This window comes from Microcoleus sp. K5-D4 (genome assembly GCF_036704575.1).
Lineage (GTDB): Bacteria > Cyanobacteriota > Cyanobacteriia > Cyanobacteriales > Microcoleaceae > Microcoleus.
This window is the reverse complement of sequence record NZ_JAUBSD010000037.1, coordinates 26704-40655: the sequence shown is the minus strand read 5'-3', so window position 1 is coordinate 40655 and position 13952 is coordinate 26704. Positions and strand designations below refer to the sequence as shown.

Annotated in this window: 11 protein-coding genes and 1 tRNA gene; 3 read left to right on the top strand and 9 right to left on the bottom strand. The window is 44.9% G+C overall.

From position 1 onward, the window contains the following. The first annotated feature begins 80 nt into the window (after window positions 1-80). Window positions 81-872, top strand: a complete 792-nt coding sequence (locus QUA77_RS13820) for an RNA ligase family protein (RefSeq protein WP_333450609.1) — start codon at window positions 81-83, stop codon at window positions 870-872. A 15-nt stretch (window positions 873-887) separates the two neighbouring features. Next, entirely contained in the window at window positions 888-2042 is a 1155-nt protein-coding gene (locus QUA77_RS13815; protein ID WP_333450607.1) for an AAA family ATPase, read from the top strand. Between the two features lie 86 nt (window positions 2043-2128). Here the strand turns inward: QUA77_RS13815 and QUA77_RS13810 are convergent, their stop codons facing one another. Both QUA77_RS13810 and QUA77_RS13805 read right to left on the bottom strand, forming a co-directional pair. Next, window positions 2129-2338 carry an acetyltransferase gene (locus tag QUA77_RS13810; RefSeq protein WP_333182414.1) on the bottom strand — a complete coding sequence of 70 codons (210 nt, stop codon included), beginning with the start codon at window positions 2336-2338 and terminating at the stop codon, window positions 2129-2131. A 27-nt stretch (window positions 2339-2365) separates the two neighbouring features. Next, window positions 2366-3532, bottom strand: coding sequence for a zinc-dependent alcohol dehydrogenase (locus tag QUA77_RS13805; protein WP_333450605.1), 1167 nt, complete (start codon window positions 3530-3532; stop codon window positions 2366-2368). Between the two features lie 662 nt (window positions 3533-4194). On the opposite strand from QUA77_RS13805, the gene mutS reads away from it, so the two are divergent. Beyond that, window positions 4195-6822 (top strand): DNA mismatch repair protein MutS, encoded by a 2628-nt coding sequence (gene mutS, locus QUA77_RS13800; RefSeq protein ID WP_333450604.1) that lies wholly within the window; start codon window positions 4195-4197, stop codon window positions 6820-6822. A 172-nt stretch (window positions 6823-6994) separates the two neighbouring features. Here the strand turns inward: mutS and QUA77_RS13795 are convergent, their stop codons facing one another. The 7 genes from QUA77_RS13795 to QUA77_RS13765 all read right to left on the bottom strand — a co-directional run bounded on the left by QUA77_RS13795 (window position 6995) and on the right by QUA77_RS13765 (window position 13788). Then, window positions 6995-7705, bottom strand: coding sequence for a hypothetical protein (locus QUA77_RS13795; protein ID WP_333450602.1), 711 nt, complete (start codon window positions 7703-7705; stop codon window positions 6995-6997). Between the two features lie 29 nt (window positions 7706-7734). After that, entirely contained in the window at window positions 7735-8412 is a 678-nt protein-coding gene (locus tag QUA77_RS13790; protein ID WP_333450601.1) for an actin-binding WH2 domain-containing protein, read from the bottom strand. A gap of 371 nt (window positions 8413-8783) precedes the next feature. Continuing rightward, window positions 8784-8854 (bottom strand) — tRNA-Gly (locus QUA77_RS13785). Between the two features lie 162 nt (window positions 8855-9016). Further along, a complete protein-coding gene (gene uvrC, locus QUA77_RS13780; protein ID WP_333450599.1) occupies window positions 9017-11029 on the bottom strand; it encodes an excinuclease ABC subunit UvrC in 2013 nt (670 codons plus the stop codon). Between the two features lie 116 nt (window positions 11030-11145). Beyond that, window positions 11146-11898 (bottom strand): amino acid ABC transporter ATP-binding protein, encoded by a 753-nt coding sequence (locus QUA77_RS13775; RefSeq protein ID WP_333450597.1) that lies wholly within the window; start codon window positions 11896-11898, stop codon window positions 11146-11148. A 51-nt stretch (window positions 11899-11949) separates the two neighbouring features. Continuing rightward, complete coding sequence (locus QUA77_RS13770) at window positions 11950-13149, bottom strand: amino acid ABC transporter permease (RefSeq protein WP_333450595.1); 1200 nt, start codon at window positions 13147-13149, stop codon at window positions 11950-11952. Window positions 13150-13266: 117 nt separating this feature from the next. Continuing rightward, window positions 13267-13788, bottom strand: coding sequence for a DUF29 family protein (locus tag QUA77_RS13765; RefSeq protein ID WP_333450593.1), 522 nt, complete (start codon window positions 13786-13788; stop codon window positions 13267-13269). Window positions 13789-13952: the final 164 nt, after the last annotated feature.

The window sequence follows — 13952 nt, the reverse complement described above, 5'->3', positions numbered from 1 at the left end:
GCTCCTTTTTGATAATTCCATTATAATGGTTAAATAGATTGGGTCGCCTCTAAAGTCTCAAATCTCAAAGGGATTGGCTGATGGTCAAAATTGTTAAATATCCTCGAACTTATCACATCGAAGGTTCGCGTTTCCAACCGGGTGATGAAGACCTCGACAGCGTGCCATTTAGCGTTTTGAGCGATCGCCCTCTAATTATAGAAGAAAAGGTAGACGGCGCTAATACAGGCATCAGCTTCGCACCAGATGGACAAATGCTGCTGCAAAGTCGGGGCCACTATCTCACCGGTGGGCCGAGGGAAAAACATTTTAACTTATTCAAACAGTGGGCTTTCAGTCTCAGCGGAACCCTGGGAGAAGTGCTGCGAAATCGCTACATTCTTTACGGCGAATGGCTGTATGCGAAACACACTGTTTTTTATGATTTTCTGCCGCACTATTTTATGGAATACGATGTGCTGGACTTAGAAACAAATCAATTTTTGAGTACAGAATCCCGCCGCAAGTTGTTGAGCGGACTGCCGTTGGTGTCAGTTCCCGTGCTGTTTTCGGGAGTGCTGAAATCTCCCAAGCAAATGATGCAGTTTATGGAAAAATCTAATTTTATTCAACCGGGCCATTTGGAGCGCTTGCGTTTGTACTGCGGGGAATTGGGATTAGATGAAGAACGATGTTTGAAAGAGACTGACAAGAGTGAGATTATGGAAGGTTTGTATATTAAAATAGAAGAAGACGGAATTGTCAAGGCGCGTTACAAATACGTGCGCGCCAGCTTTTTGACGGCTATTAAAAATGCCGAGGGACATTGGCTAAATCGCCCCATTATACCCAATATTCTGCGTCCCGATGTGAATTTATTTAATTTTAGTTAACCAGCAGGTGAATTTATGAATGCACTGTTATCGCCATCGGCAACTTGGACTTTTCCCTTTTGTCCCGAACCGCCCGATTGGTTTCTGGATTGGGACGGTATTCAAAATCATTTCGACTGGATTGACAGCCTCAAAGGATGTCAGCAAGACCCGATTTACCACGCCGAAGGAGATGTTTTTATTCATACCAAAATGGTCTGCGAAGCCTTAATATCTTCTCCAAATTGGCGGCAATTACCCGAAAAAGAACGATCGATACTTTTTGCCGCGGCTTTGCTGCACGATGTCGCCAAACCAGCCTTTACAAAAATAGAAGCCGACGGCAGAATTAGCTCAAAAGGTCACGCCCGCCAAGGTGCGAGAATGGTCAGACAAATTTTATCTCAATTCGAGCCGCCAGTGCAGTTTGAGATTCGCGAAACAGTGGTGGCGATCGTCCAATTCGGCAGTTTACCCATCTGGCTGATCGACAAACCCAACCCGCAGCAGTCTGTAATTAAAGTTAGTCAAGTTGTCCGCTGCGATTTTCTCGCACTTTTAGCCGAAGCAGACGTGCGGGGCCGACAGTGTAGTGACAGACAAGAACTGCTCGATAAAATAGAACTATTTCGGGAGTTTTGTCAAGAAAATAATTGTTTGGATTCTCCCCGACAGTTTCCATCAGCACACAGCCGATTTATCTACTTCCGCAAAGAGAACGGGAATCCCGATTACGAAGCATTTGACGATACTCGATGCGAAGTAATTTTGATGTCTGGCTTGCCAGGAAGCGGTAAAGATTATTGGATTCGGAAAAATCTCCCAGATTTGCCATTAATCTCGCTGGATGCACTGCGAAAAGAGATGAATCTCCCTCCCGACGAAACCCCTGGAAATGTGGTCACAGCCGCAAAAAAAAGAGCACGCGAATACATGAATGAGGAGCGTTCTTTTGTGTGGAACGCCACGAATACTACTAAACAAATGCGGCAGCAATTAATTAATTTTTTTGCTGCTTATCAAGCGCGAATTCGCATTGTTTATCTAGAAGTACCTCTAGAAGAAATATTGCAGCGGAATCGATCGCGCACAGCAACTGTACCGGAAGCAGTCATTCGCAAATTAGCTGCGCGGCTGGACATTCCAGATATCACAGAAGCGCATCAAGTTGATCGGATAGTTAACAATTAATCTCCCTTTTTATCTCAAACTTTTAGAGCCCCGACTTCTTTAAGAAGTCGGGGCTCTGGGTATTACGTTTGGGGTTTCCTTTGATATCAATGAGTTTGATAATTTTCCTCAGTCCAACAGCGCGGCAGAGTTTCACCGGAAGGAAACACTAAATTACTTTTTGGAAAAGTTGCTGTCTCTTGCTCTTCTTGACCAGCTTGATTTTTTCCAGGCACTTCATTTTTTGTAGGGCTGATTAAAGCCTCTACATCGAGGATTTCAATCAAGTCGCCTGATTCTTTTTCTTGTAAAAGCATAGTTTTTCCGTGAAGGGTAAATGCGAGTTAGGGTTTGAGGACAACTTTGATGCAGTTGTCTTTTTTGTTTTTGAAAATGTCGTAGGCGTGGGGCGCTTCATCCAATTTCATTCGGTGCGTAATTACGAATGACGGGTCAATTTCGCCTTTTTGAACGCGATCGAGCAAAGGCCGCAAATAGCGGTGAACGTGCGTCTGTCCCATTTTCATGGTTAAACCTTTGTTGAAAGCTGCACCTAATGGCACTTTGTCAACGAAACCGCCGTAAACGCCGGGAATTGACACTGTGCCACCCTTGCGACACGCGAGGATCACTTGTCGCAGGGCGGTGGGTCGATCGCTCTCCAAACGCACGGCTTGCTTGGCTTTGTCGTACAAAGCGTCGAGACCGGTGCCGTGGGCTTCCATCCCCACCGCGTCGATGCAAGAGTCGGGTCCGCGTCCCCCCGTCATTTCGGTGACTGCTTCCCCGGCGTCGATTTCTTCGTAGTTGATGATTTCAGCTTTGGCCGCGGCCGCCATTTGCAAGCGTTCCGGTATGCGGTCGATCGCAATTACTCGCTCGGCCCCCAGCATAAACGCGCTTCTGATCGCAAATTGTCCGACTGGCCCGCATCCCCAAACAGCTACAGTATCCCCCGGTTGAATGTCGCAGTTTTCGGCCGCCATGTAACCGGTAGGAAAGATATCGGTAAGGAACAATACTTGTTCGTCAGAAAGTCCGTCGGGAATTTTTAAAGGGCCGACATCTGCAAACGGAACTCGCGCGTATTCTGCTTGTCCGCCTGCATAGCCGCCCGTTAAATGCGAGTAGCCAAACAGTCCTGCAGGCGAATGACCGAACATTTTTTCAGCCAGCCCAGCATTGGGGTTGGAGTTGTCGCACAGCGACCACAAATCGCGGTTGCAAAAAAAGCAACTGCCGCAAGAAATAGTAAAAGGAATGACGACGCGATCGCCCTTTTTTAAGTTCTTGACTTGGCTGCCGAGTTCGACTACTTCCCCCATGAATTCGTGCCCCATGATGTCCCCCGATTGCATTGTCGGGATGAAGCCATCGTAGAGGTGCAAATCTGAGCCGCAGATTGCTGTGGACGTGATTTTAACTATTGCATCGCGCGGGTTGATAATTTTTGGGTCTGGTACATTATCAACGCGCACATCATTTGCTCCGTGCCAGCAAAGAGCTTTCATTATTTTTTTTCCTCTAGTTAACTACTAGCTAGCAAATTTTTGATTCTAAATCTTACCTTTACTAAGCCGATCAATTACTCGGTTGGATGTTTTTAATTTTAAGCATATAAAATATATATTCTCTCTATCCAAGGTATAATTTATAAATCTATCTTCCGGCTGTTTTCAATACCAAAAATGTAAAGTTTATGCCCCTAAAGTGCGGGAAATTTTACATTCTTGTTTTAACCGCCAACAGTTATAGCAACCGCGCCCGACGGTTAGGACGTTCTTAATTGCTAAAATCCTTGGGGAAGATTGCAACTTCGGTCTTCGTTCAACATCTGCTAGAACAGCTAATAACGAGATGGATGAGGTTGTTTTTGTCGATCGGCGATCGCTTTTATCTCACAAAAAATAAATTTTCTCACTTAATCTCACTAAAGCCGATGTCTTGGCTCACTTTAGATAAAGAGCGCCCGAAAACTTCTCAAGTAAAAGTGGGTTGATCGATTATTAAGTAGGGTGCATGACTTTTGTATCGCTCCATACTCCACCTGAATCTGGAGAATCACGCACCCTGCTTAAGGATGATTAATAGTCAAATATTGTATCATTAGTTATAACTAAAAGCCGAGCTTGCGGTAAAGTTGTTAAAGATTAAAATTTATCGATCGCCTTTTATGCCTTACACTGCATCTACCCCAACAGACCCCAATCAACCCAACATCCGCAATGCCGACCACCGCCTACTAGAATTCACCAAGCTAACTCCGATGATGCAGCGGTATGTGGAAGTGAAAGAACAGTATCCCCACGCACTTTTATTGTTTCGAGTCGGAGATTTCTTTGAGTGTTTTTTCCAAGATGCAGTTACTATTTCGCAGGAATTAGAACTTGTTTGTACTAGCAAAGAAAGTGGCAAGGAAATCGGCCGAGTGCCGATGACAGGAGTACCGCACCACGCTCTAGACCGCTACACCTCAATGTTAGTAGAAAAAGGCTATGCTGTGGTAGTTTGCGACCAAGTGGAAGATGCCTCGATTGCTGCTAAAGAAGGCCGCCAAGTCAAGCGAGAAATTACCCGCATTCTCACCCCCGGAACTTTGACTGATGACGGAATGCTCAAACCCAGGCAAAATAATTTTTTAGCCGCAATTGTGATAGCGGGGGAACATTGGGGATTGGCTTATACAGATATTTCTACGGGAGAATTCGTAACTACCCAAGCAGATACTTTAGAACAATTAACCCTAGAATTGCTGCGCTTGCAGCCTTCGGAAGTCTTGGTACCGACTAATGCGCCGGATTTGGTGACTATGTTGAGGCCCGGAGAGAAATCCGAGCATTTGCCCGATTGTTTGCCGAATTCGTTTTGCTATTCTTTGCGATCGCAAATTCCGTTTACTTTGCCCGAAGCAAAACAGAGAATCCTGCAAAAATTCAAAGTGCGATCGCTCGAAGGCATGGGATGCGGCCATTTGCCCCTCGCAGTGCGCGCCGCCGGCGGTTTGCTGCAATATCTCGAAGAAACTCAAAAGGAAAAAGCAGTTTCTTTGCAAAGATTGCACACTTACACTCTCACCGATTTTCTCATCCTCGACTACCAAACCCGCCGCAATCTCGAAATTACTCAAACGGTGAGAGATGGGGTTTTTCACGGTTCGCTGCTGTGGGCTATAGATAAAACCAGCACCGCAATGGGAGGTCGCGCTTTGCGCCGCTGGGTGCTGCAACCTTTGCTCAGCATTAAAGGCATTTGCGCCCGACACGACACGATTCAAGAATTAGTAGAAAATAACGGTCTGCGCCAAGATTTTCAGCAGTTGCTGCGCCAAATTTACGATATCGAAAGACTAACAGGTCGCGCCGGTTCTGGAACAGCTAGCGCGCGGGATTTGGTCGCTTTAGCTGATTCTCTGGGAAAACTGCCGGAATTAGCTTCGATCGCAGCCCAAGGGATATCGCCATATTTGAAAGCGCTGCAAAATGTACCGCCAATTTTAGAAGAATTAGCAACTAAAATTCACGCTCATTTAGTTGACGAACCGCCGATTCATTTAAAAGAAGGAGGCTTGATTCGAGCGGGAATCAATCCCATGCTAGATGAAATGCGCCACACTGCATCAGCCGACCAAGAATGGATTGCCAATTTAGAAGCAACCGAGAGAAAACGCACGGGAATTTCTAATCTAAAAGTAGGCTACAATAAAGCTTTCGGCTATTACATCAGCATTACAAAATCGAAAGTAGACCAAGTGCCGAAGGACTACACCCGCAAGCAAACTCTCACTAATGAAGAACGTTATAGCACTGAAGAATTAAAAGAAAGGGAAGTGCGAATTCTGACAGCGCGGGAAGATTTAAATCAATTGGAATACGATATTTTTGCTAAAGTGCGATCGGAGGTAGGAGAACACGCCGAAATTATTCGCAATGTTTCCCGCGCAGTGGCGGCGGTAGATGTTTTGTGCGGTTTGTCAGAAGTAGCAGTTTACCAGAATTACTGCCGCCCGACTATGACAGAAAGTCGGGAAATTAAAATTATTGAAGGTTGTCACCCGGTAGTGGAAAAGTCTTTGCCGCCCGGATTTTTTGTACCTAATTCTGCTTTTTTGGGTCGGGAAGAATCGCTAAACCGCCCAGATTTAATTATTTTAACCGGGCCGAATGCTAGCGGGAAAAGCTGCTACTTGCGGCAGGTGGGCTTGATCCAGTTAATGGCGCAGATGGGCAGTTTTGTGCCGGCAAAAGCTGCTAGTTTGGGAATTTGCGATCGCATTTTTACCCGCGTCGGCGCAGTAGACGATTTGGCAACCGGTCAGTCTACGTTTATGGTGGAAATGAACGAAACTGCAAATATTCTCAATCACGCCACGCCGCAATCATTGGTTTTGTTAGATGAAATTGGCAGGGGAACGGCGACGTTTGACGGACTTTCTATTGCTTGGTCTGTAGCAGAATACTTAGCAACTGAGATTCGGGCGCGGACGATTTTTGCGACTCACTATCACGAATTGAATGAGTTAGCTTCTATTTTAGATAATGTCGCAAATTATCAAGTAACAGTGAAAGAATTGCCGGATCAAATCGTATTTTTGCACCAAGTTCAGGCGGGAGGTGCGGACAAATCTTACGGAATTGAAGCGGGGAGATTGGCAGGTTTGCCGCCGTCGGTGATTGACAGGGCGAGACAGGTGATGAAGCAGATTGAGAAACATAGCAAAATTGCGATCGGGCTGCGGAAAGGTGTTAAAAAAAATGGTAGAAAAGAGTCGGAGGGCGAACAGTTGGATATTTTTGAAGATTAAAGTTTAAGGTCTGTAAAAAAGTTTGTAGATGTGTAGTGTGCGTCCGAGCGTCCAAACCTGTTACAATCGAAAGGATCGATGTCTGACGCACCCTACAACTGCGACACTTGCCTCTGCCTTAAAAGCTTAGATTTAAAGACTAAAGTCCTTACTACAAACCTGCAATTCAAATTCACTTTCCATTTTGCAATTTTCTTACCTCTTTGTGCACGCTCATCCCAATTTCCAAAGCCTCATTTAGCAACCGCCCGTATTCAGTCGCCCGATCGCTCACATCCAGCGCCATCAAAGCAGCCAAATTACTTTCAATATTAGCAAATAACTCGTAACGGCGGCCGATAAATTTCTGATTTTCCCTGAGAATCCTCTCTGTTTTCAAAGCACAGACTAAACTTTCTCTAGTAATTTTTAATGCTTCAATTGCATCTCCTCGGTTAATTAAATTGGCTTGTAAATTGCCAGCATCCGTTAGGCGATCGATAATATCTAAAGCCTGAATTACCTCATGATACTTCTCAACTTCATCCAGCAGACCCGCCAGCGTTGCCAGAGGCTTTGCCTTAACCCATTTATAGGCATTCCAAGCAACAGTAATCGCCAGCGACAAACTCAAAGTTATTTGTAAAACCCGGACAAATATTTCAGCATCGCTAAATAAACCAACATTATGTTGATTAGCCAGTAAAGCCACAGGCAGCGAAACAACTAATGTCAGGCAAAATATCAGCAACTCATTCAACAAAATAGAAAACAGCTTTTTGCTGTCCCGGAGTGCCGCAGGTCGGTAAAAATCCGCTGCAAAACCGTCGCTCAAAGCTATTCCGCTCAAATCCTCCAACTCCTTCTCAGGAATTTGTAACTGTTCCAAATCCGCTTGTATCACTCTTTAAAATCTCCTTAAATTGGGATTAATTACGATCCTCCCAGAGACATAATTGATTGCCACAGACTCATATAAAAATTGCTGTCTCGGTCTCGGAACAGTTGAAAAGCTTGTCCCGGTGCGCCAAAAAACGGTCTTAGCGTCCATCCCAATTGACTGCCAACAAACGCATAAAGTCCCAACCAGAAGCGCAAAATATTTAACCTGATGTCTTTGCCTTCCGCATCTTGTTCTGAAAGAAAGTGCATTCCTTGATAAATGAAATTTACTCCCAAAAATCCTGTGATTGCCATGATAGCAACATTCAGCACCAGATAAAAATTGTAATTGGTACTGCTTATGAGGAAAAACAAACTAACAGGTGCAAATCCAAACAGCAAAACGCTAATCATCGCCATCGCTGTCATCAACAATGTCAAATACTGCTCAAAAGTACGTTTTGAACCAAACATGACATTAAAAAAGTAAAGTGTGGGAAAGCAGATAATCAGCGTCAGTAGGTAAAGTGCTGGCAACTTAATTGCTGAAACCAGACATTGCATCCACGTACTAGATGCACCTAATATCGCTCCGTAAATGGCAAAAAATAGCGTACTAGAAATCAACAAACCGAAAATTTTAGATTTGAGCTTGACACCTTGGCGAATTTCTTCGAGAAACTGTTGCCGTTCCCGCAGCAAATACATTACTACTGAAAAATATTTCACGGGCTCTCCTTGTGACTGATGCGACTCCGAATCAGTCATAACTCAAGCTGAGTTCGATCGGCAATCTTGTCAAATCAGGGCACTCTATGTTAACCACTTATTCTTGCAGATACAGGGCTTACACAGAACCTAATTATGTAGGGTGCTCTTGGGCCGCGCACCTTACTGCTATTAACTATCGGCTGGATATTTCTAGTCAAATTCTAGTCACATTGTCTCCAAATTGTATCCAAAAAGGTCATTGGATAGTCATTTCGTAGTCATTTCCTAGTCATTTGATAGTCACTTTGACCGCCGCATCAGCCGTATTCTGGGCAATAAAAAACCTCAAACCGTTCATTTATCGTTGGTTTGAGGTTTTTGTAGGCGCAAGCGGGCAGCGGGAATCGAACCCGCATAGTTAGCTTGGAAGGCTAAAGTTTTACCACTAAACTATGCCCGCGCACAGAAACTAAACATACCACAAGTCTCTGGGGATTGCAATAGGCCTGTGCAAAATTTTTGAAGACCTCCCTCACAGTGGCTGAATCGGGGCTGAATCGGGACTTGCGGGCCGATCGCCCCCTCGCCCCAAAAATCCCCGTCTCCCATGCTGCGTAAGACTTTACGGATGGAAATAATCGTAAATTTGCTGCGCCAGACGCGGGCCAATCCCAGAAACTTCTGCCAACTGTTCGGGAGTCGCTAAACGGAGGTAGTCGATCGACCGAAAATGTGCCAACAATTGTTTTTGTCGGTGGTGTCCCAATCCCGGAATTTCATCAAGGCGCGATCGCTTCATTCTCTCGCTTCTTCGATCGCGGTGAAAACTCACAGCAAATCTGTGGGCCTCATCCCGCACCCGGCGCAATAATTGTACCCCAGGCTGCTCAGAATTAGTTTGCAGTGGCAAAGATTCCCCCGGCAAAAATATCTCCTCTCGCTGCTTTGCCAAACTGACAACGCGCAACTCTTCTAGCAAATTCATTTCGCGCAAAACAGCCACAACTGCTGACAGTTGACCTTTGCCGCCATCTATCATAATTAAGTCGGGTTTGTCGGAAATAGTATGAGAAACAGAAGAAAAACTACTGATTTCTTCCGGTTCTCCTAAATTACTCAATTCATCTTCCTTTTTTTTATCCGTTAAATCCGCTACAAAATCCGTTGCCGAACTTTCTTCTTCCTTCAATCCTCGGAATCGGCGACCGATAACTTCTGCTAAACTAGCAAAATCATCAGAATGACCCGATTTAATTTCAGGATTTTTAATTTTGTAATGGCGGTAGTGTTGATTGGCCGGCAAACCGTCAATAAATACGACGCGGGAAGCTACGGCGTCAGAACCTTGAATGTGAGAAATATCGTAACCTTCAATGCGGCGAGGAACTTCTGGCAAATCGAGAATTTCTGCTAAATCTTGCATTGCTTGAGAATTGCGATCGCTCAATCTTTGCATTCTCGCCAATTCATACTCAGCATTGCGTTCCACCATCTCAATCAACTCAGCCTTAGTTTGCCGCTGCGGCGTCAAGATCGTAACTTTTCGTCCCTTACGGTTGCTCAACCAATCTGCTAATATTTCCGCTTCTGGCAATTCGTACTGCACAGAAATTTCGCTGGGAATTTCTACGGATTCGACATTTTGATAGTGTTCTTCCAACACCCGCTGCAAAATCGCTCCGGCCTCTACCCCCCCCGATTGTAGGGGCGGTGCCCCCGTGCCCGCCCTGGGTTGGGGAGGTATTTCCGCCATAAATCCCAATCTTCCGACCAATTGACCGGCGCGAATTTGAAACAATTGAACGCAAGCGTGTTGACTATCGGCCGCAAGTGCGATCGCATCTCTCGAAACCGTATCGTCGGGCAAAGACACTTTTTGACCCGCACTCAAAGACTGCAAACCCTTAATTTGGTCGCGAATGCGCGCCGCCGTTTCAAAGTTTAAATCTTCTGCTGCCTCTTCCATTTGGGGCTGCAAAATATCGAGCAATTCCTCAGTCCTTCCCTGGAAAATCATCGCTACTTTTTGGATGATTTTTCGATATTCTTCCGGCGAAGTTAACCCTTGACAAACGCCAACGCAGCGCCCGATGTCGTAATTCAAACAGGGACGGTCTTTAAACAGCGGTTGAGGGCGTTGCCGCAGCGGGAAAATTCGCTTAATTAAATGTAGCGTACTCCGCAGTGCCCCTGTATCGACGTAAGGGCCGTAATAGCGGTCTTTTGCACTACCTGCGCGGCGTTTCCGGGTGATAAAAATGCGCGGGTATTCCTCCGACCAAGTTATGCACAAATAAGGATATTTTTTATCATCTTTGAGAAGGACATTAAAGTAAGGTTGGTGCTGTTTTACAAGGTTTGCTTCTAACGCTAAAGCTTCTGCTTCGGTGTCGGTGGCGATGAATTCAATTTCGCGCACTTGCTGCACCATCATCGCGATGCGGGGACTAAGATTTTGGCTTTCGCGGAAGTAGGAACGGACGCGGTTTCGGAGTTTTTTGGATTTGCCGATGTAAAGGATGCGATCGCTCTCATCGCGCATTAAATATACACCAGGAACCGCCGGAATTTCTTTGAGGCGACTTTCTAGGCGTTCCGAGTCTTTAACTAACGGCAGAGTTTTTGTGGATGGCATTGCAAGCTATCTCAGCAAAATAGAGACTGATTGTACACTCTTTTATTTTACCTTAATTAGGTCGATTTTGACTGCTGGGACGGTCGCCAAACCCACCGATTAAACTGGAAAATCAGTTACAGTATCTGAGATAAAAACTTGCGGGTGCGTTCTTCCTTCGGGTTCTGAAAAAACTCTTCTGGTTGGGCTTCTTCCACTAAAACACCGCCATCCATCAACACAATGCGATCGGCAACTTCGCGCGCAAACCCGACTTCGTGAGTCACCACGACCATTGTAATTCCAGTTTGAGCCAAATTTCGCATTACATCTAACACTTCCCGCACCATCTCCGGGTCTAATGCTGATGTCGGTTCATCAAACAGCATAATTTTAGGCTGCATGGCTAGAGAACGTGCAATAGCGACCCGCTGCTGTTGTCCTCCAGACAACTGTCCGGGATATTTTTTTGCTTGTTCCAAAATTCCCACTCTTTCTAACAGTTGCATTGCCACTTCTTCGGCTTTTTTCTTGGGCCATCGACGCACCCATACTGGCGCTAACATCACGTTTTGCAAGACTGATAAGTGGGGAAACAGGTTGAATTGCTGAAACACCATTCCTACTTCGCGGCGAATTGTCTCGATGTTGCGTAAGTCGTGGGAAAGTTCGATTCCGTCGATCGTAATTTTACCTTGTTGGTATTCTTCTAAAGCGTTGAATGTGCGAATAAACGTCGATTTTCCCGAACCAGAGGGCCCCATCACGACAACGACTTCGCCCCGGTTTACGGTCAGGCTGACACCTCGCAGTACGTGAAATTGTCCGTACCATTTGTGGACGTTTTCTGCTACGATTACTTGTTCTGCGATTGTGGGTTTAGTTTCCATAGTTTTTGGTTTTTAAACCGCTGATGAACGCGGATGAACGCAGATATTGTTTTACCTTTCCCCTACGCCTAAAGTTCGCTCTATTTTGCGGCTTGCTAGTGACATTGAGTAGCAAAATATCCAATAAATGATGCCGACGAATATGTAAACTTCGGCGTATCTACCGATATAGGATGGATTTGCTAAAACTGCGCGGGATATTCCGATTAATTCTAACATTCCGAATAGAGATAGCAGGGATGTATCCATGAATAATCCGATGAATTGACCGCCGATCGCCGGAATGACTATTCGCAGTGCTTGAGGCAGTACAATGAGAATTGTAAGCAGGGGTGTATTGAGTCCGATCGACCTCGCTGCTTCTATTTGTCCCCTGGGCACAGCCTGCAAGCCACCGCGCACGTTTTCCGCCAAGTATGCCGCACTAAATAACGTTAATCCCGCAATGGCTCTAATTACTCTATCCAATTTCGGATATTCTGGCGGCAAGAAGAGTTGCAGCATCACTTGACCTAAAAACAAAATGCCAATTAATGGTAAACCGCGAATAATTTCAATGTATAGTGTTGATAACAGTCTCACAACTGGCAAAGAACTTTGTCTGCCGAGTGCTAGCAATACTCCCAAAGGAAAGGAAAGCACAATACTAATAACTGCTAAAAACAGCGTCAATACTAAACCGCCCCAATCATTTGTTGACACTTCGGTCAAACCCAACCCGCCTTTAATTAACCACAAAATTATGGGGAAAGAAAGAGCCCAAACTGCTGGCATCCAGCCCATGATTTTTGGGTGAATTTGCCTGCCGATGACATAGCTGGCGGCGGCTGCGATAATAATTCCTAAGAGGTAGAGGCGAGAGGTTAGGTCGATCGGCGAAATGACCGCACCTACAACCGCAGCACCGAGTATAATTAGTAAAGGCGGATTCCAAAGACGTTCTTGCCGCTGAATGTTTCCCCAAGTTAATCCTCCCAACAAGGCAATTATGGCCGTTACTATCCACAGCCGCCAGTAGGATTCGCGGGGAAATCTGCCGGCGAAAAATAGCGGCAAGTTAGCTTCTAAAACGCGCCATTGAGCTTTTGTTGTTGCCCAAACGATAATTCCTTTAATAGTTTGGAAAGCGATAATTAGGCAAACTACCGTCAGAATGCTGTTGTACCAGGTACTAAATAAATTTTTGCGCGCCCAATTCCAGGGGGTAGGTGATTCGGTGGTTGGGGGCGGTAATATGGGGACAGTTTCCATATAGCGGTTTTCAATCCTATGACGTAGAGTAACAACCAGTTATTTTATTAACCCGCGTAGGCGGATTTTGTTTGTATAGACGCGATTTCCAATCGCCAAAGCTAAAAAAAATCCTACTTATTTTCGCCGATTTATCCAATCTTCTCCACCTGGTAACTGACTTAAATGCTGGGCTAACACTGCGGGTAAATCTTTGGCGGAATGGATATAAGTCAAGTTCAATAACCTCACAGCAGTTTGAAGAATCAGGTTTCTATCCATCATCTCTGCAAGTTGAAATTGAGTATAAACACCATTCAATACTTCCTCCGCAGCCTCTGCAATCGCATCCTCAATCACCTCCTCCTCTATAAAACTCTCCCATTCATCAGAATTGATGTAATAAGATGTTTTATTATCTTTAATATTTACCTTTTTAATTTCTCTGATTGCATTGCGAATCGAACTTGCCCAAGAACCAGTTAATCGCTGTTCAACTTGATTTTTAATCAAGTGAATAAGCAAAATATTTAAAAAAGATTGGATTTGTCGCAAAATAGCCTGTTTGCTCATTCCATCTAACTCATCGACTATTGCCAAAGCATCCGTATACCTTCCTTCCAATATGCTCTTTCTAAGAGCAATTAATTCTTGTGTCATTTGATCCACCTCCAATTTGATACTAGCAAGCCAAAGATAGTTGTGAGTTATTTATTATTGCTTAATCCTCAACTCACAAGTTTTAGTTACTCGGTCTAAGCTAAAGTCACTGTATGCCATTTGACGGATTCTCATTTTATTCCAATTAAAATAGATTAAATATA

Excerpts from the sequence above, each read along its gene's own strand:
- uvrC (WP_333450599.1), bottom strand. The coding sequence starts at position 11,029 with ATGCCATCCACAAAAACTCTGCCGTTAGTTAAAGACTCGGAACGCCTA.
- QUA77_RS13815 (WP_333450607.1), top strand. The coding sequence starts at position 888 with ATGAATGCACTGTTATCGCCATCGGCAACTTGGACTTTTCCCTTTTGT.
- QUA77_RS13820 (WP_333450609.1), top strand. The coding sequence starts at position 81 with ATGGTCAAAATTGTTAAATATCCTCGAACTTATCACATCGAAGGTTCG.
- QUA77_RS13775 (WP_333450597.1), bottom strand. The coding sequence starts at position 11,898 with ATGGAAACTAAACCCACAATCGCAGAACAAGTAATCGTAGCAGAAAAC.
- QUA77_RS13770 (WP_333450595.1), bottom strand. The coding sequence starts at position 13,149 with ATGGAAACTGTCCCCATATTACCGCCCCCAACCACCGAATCACCTACC.
- mutS (WP_333450604.1), top strand. The coding sequence starts at position 4,195 with ATGCCTTACACTGCATCTACCCCAACAGACCCCAATCAACCCAACATC.
- QUA77_RS13810 (WP_333182414.1), bottom strand. The coding sequence starts at position 2,338 with ATGCTTTTACAAGAAAAAGAATCAGGCGACTTGATTGAAATCCTCGAT.
- QUA77_RS13805 (WP_333450605.1), bottom strand. The coding sequence starts at position 3,532 with ATGAAAGCTCTTTGCTGGCACGGAGCAAATGATGTGCGCGTTGATAAT.
- QUA77_RS13765 (WP_333450593.1), bottom strand. The coding sequence starts at position 13,788 with ATGACACAAGAATTAATTGCTCTTAGAAAGAGCATATTGGAAGGAAGG.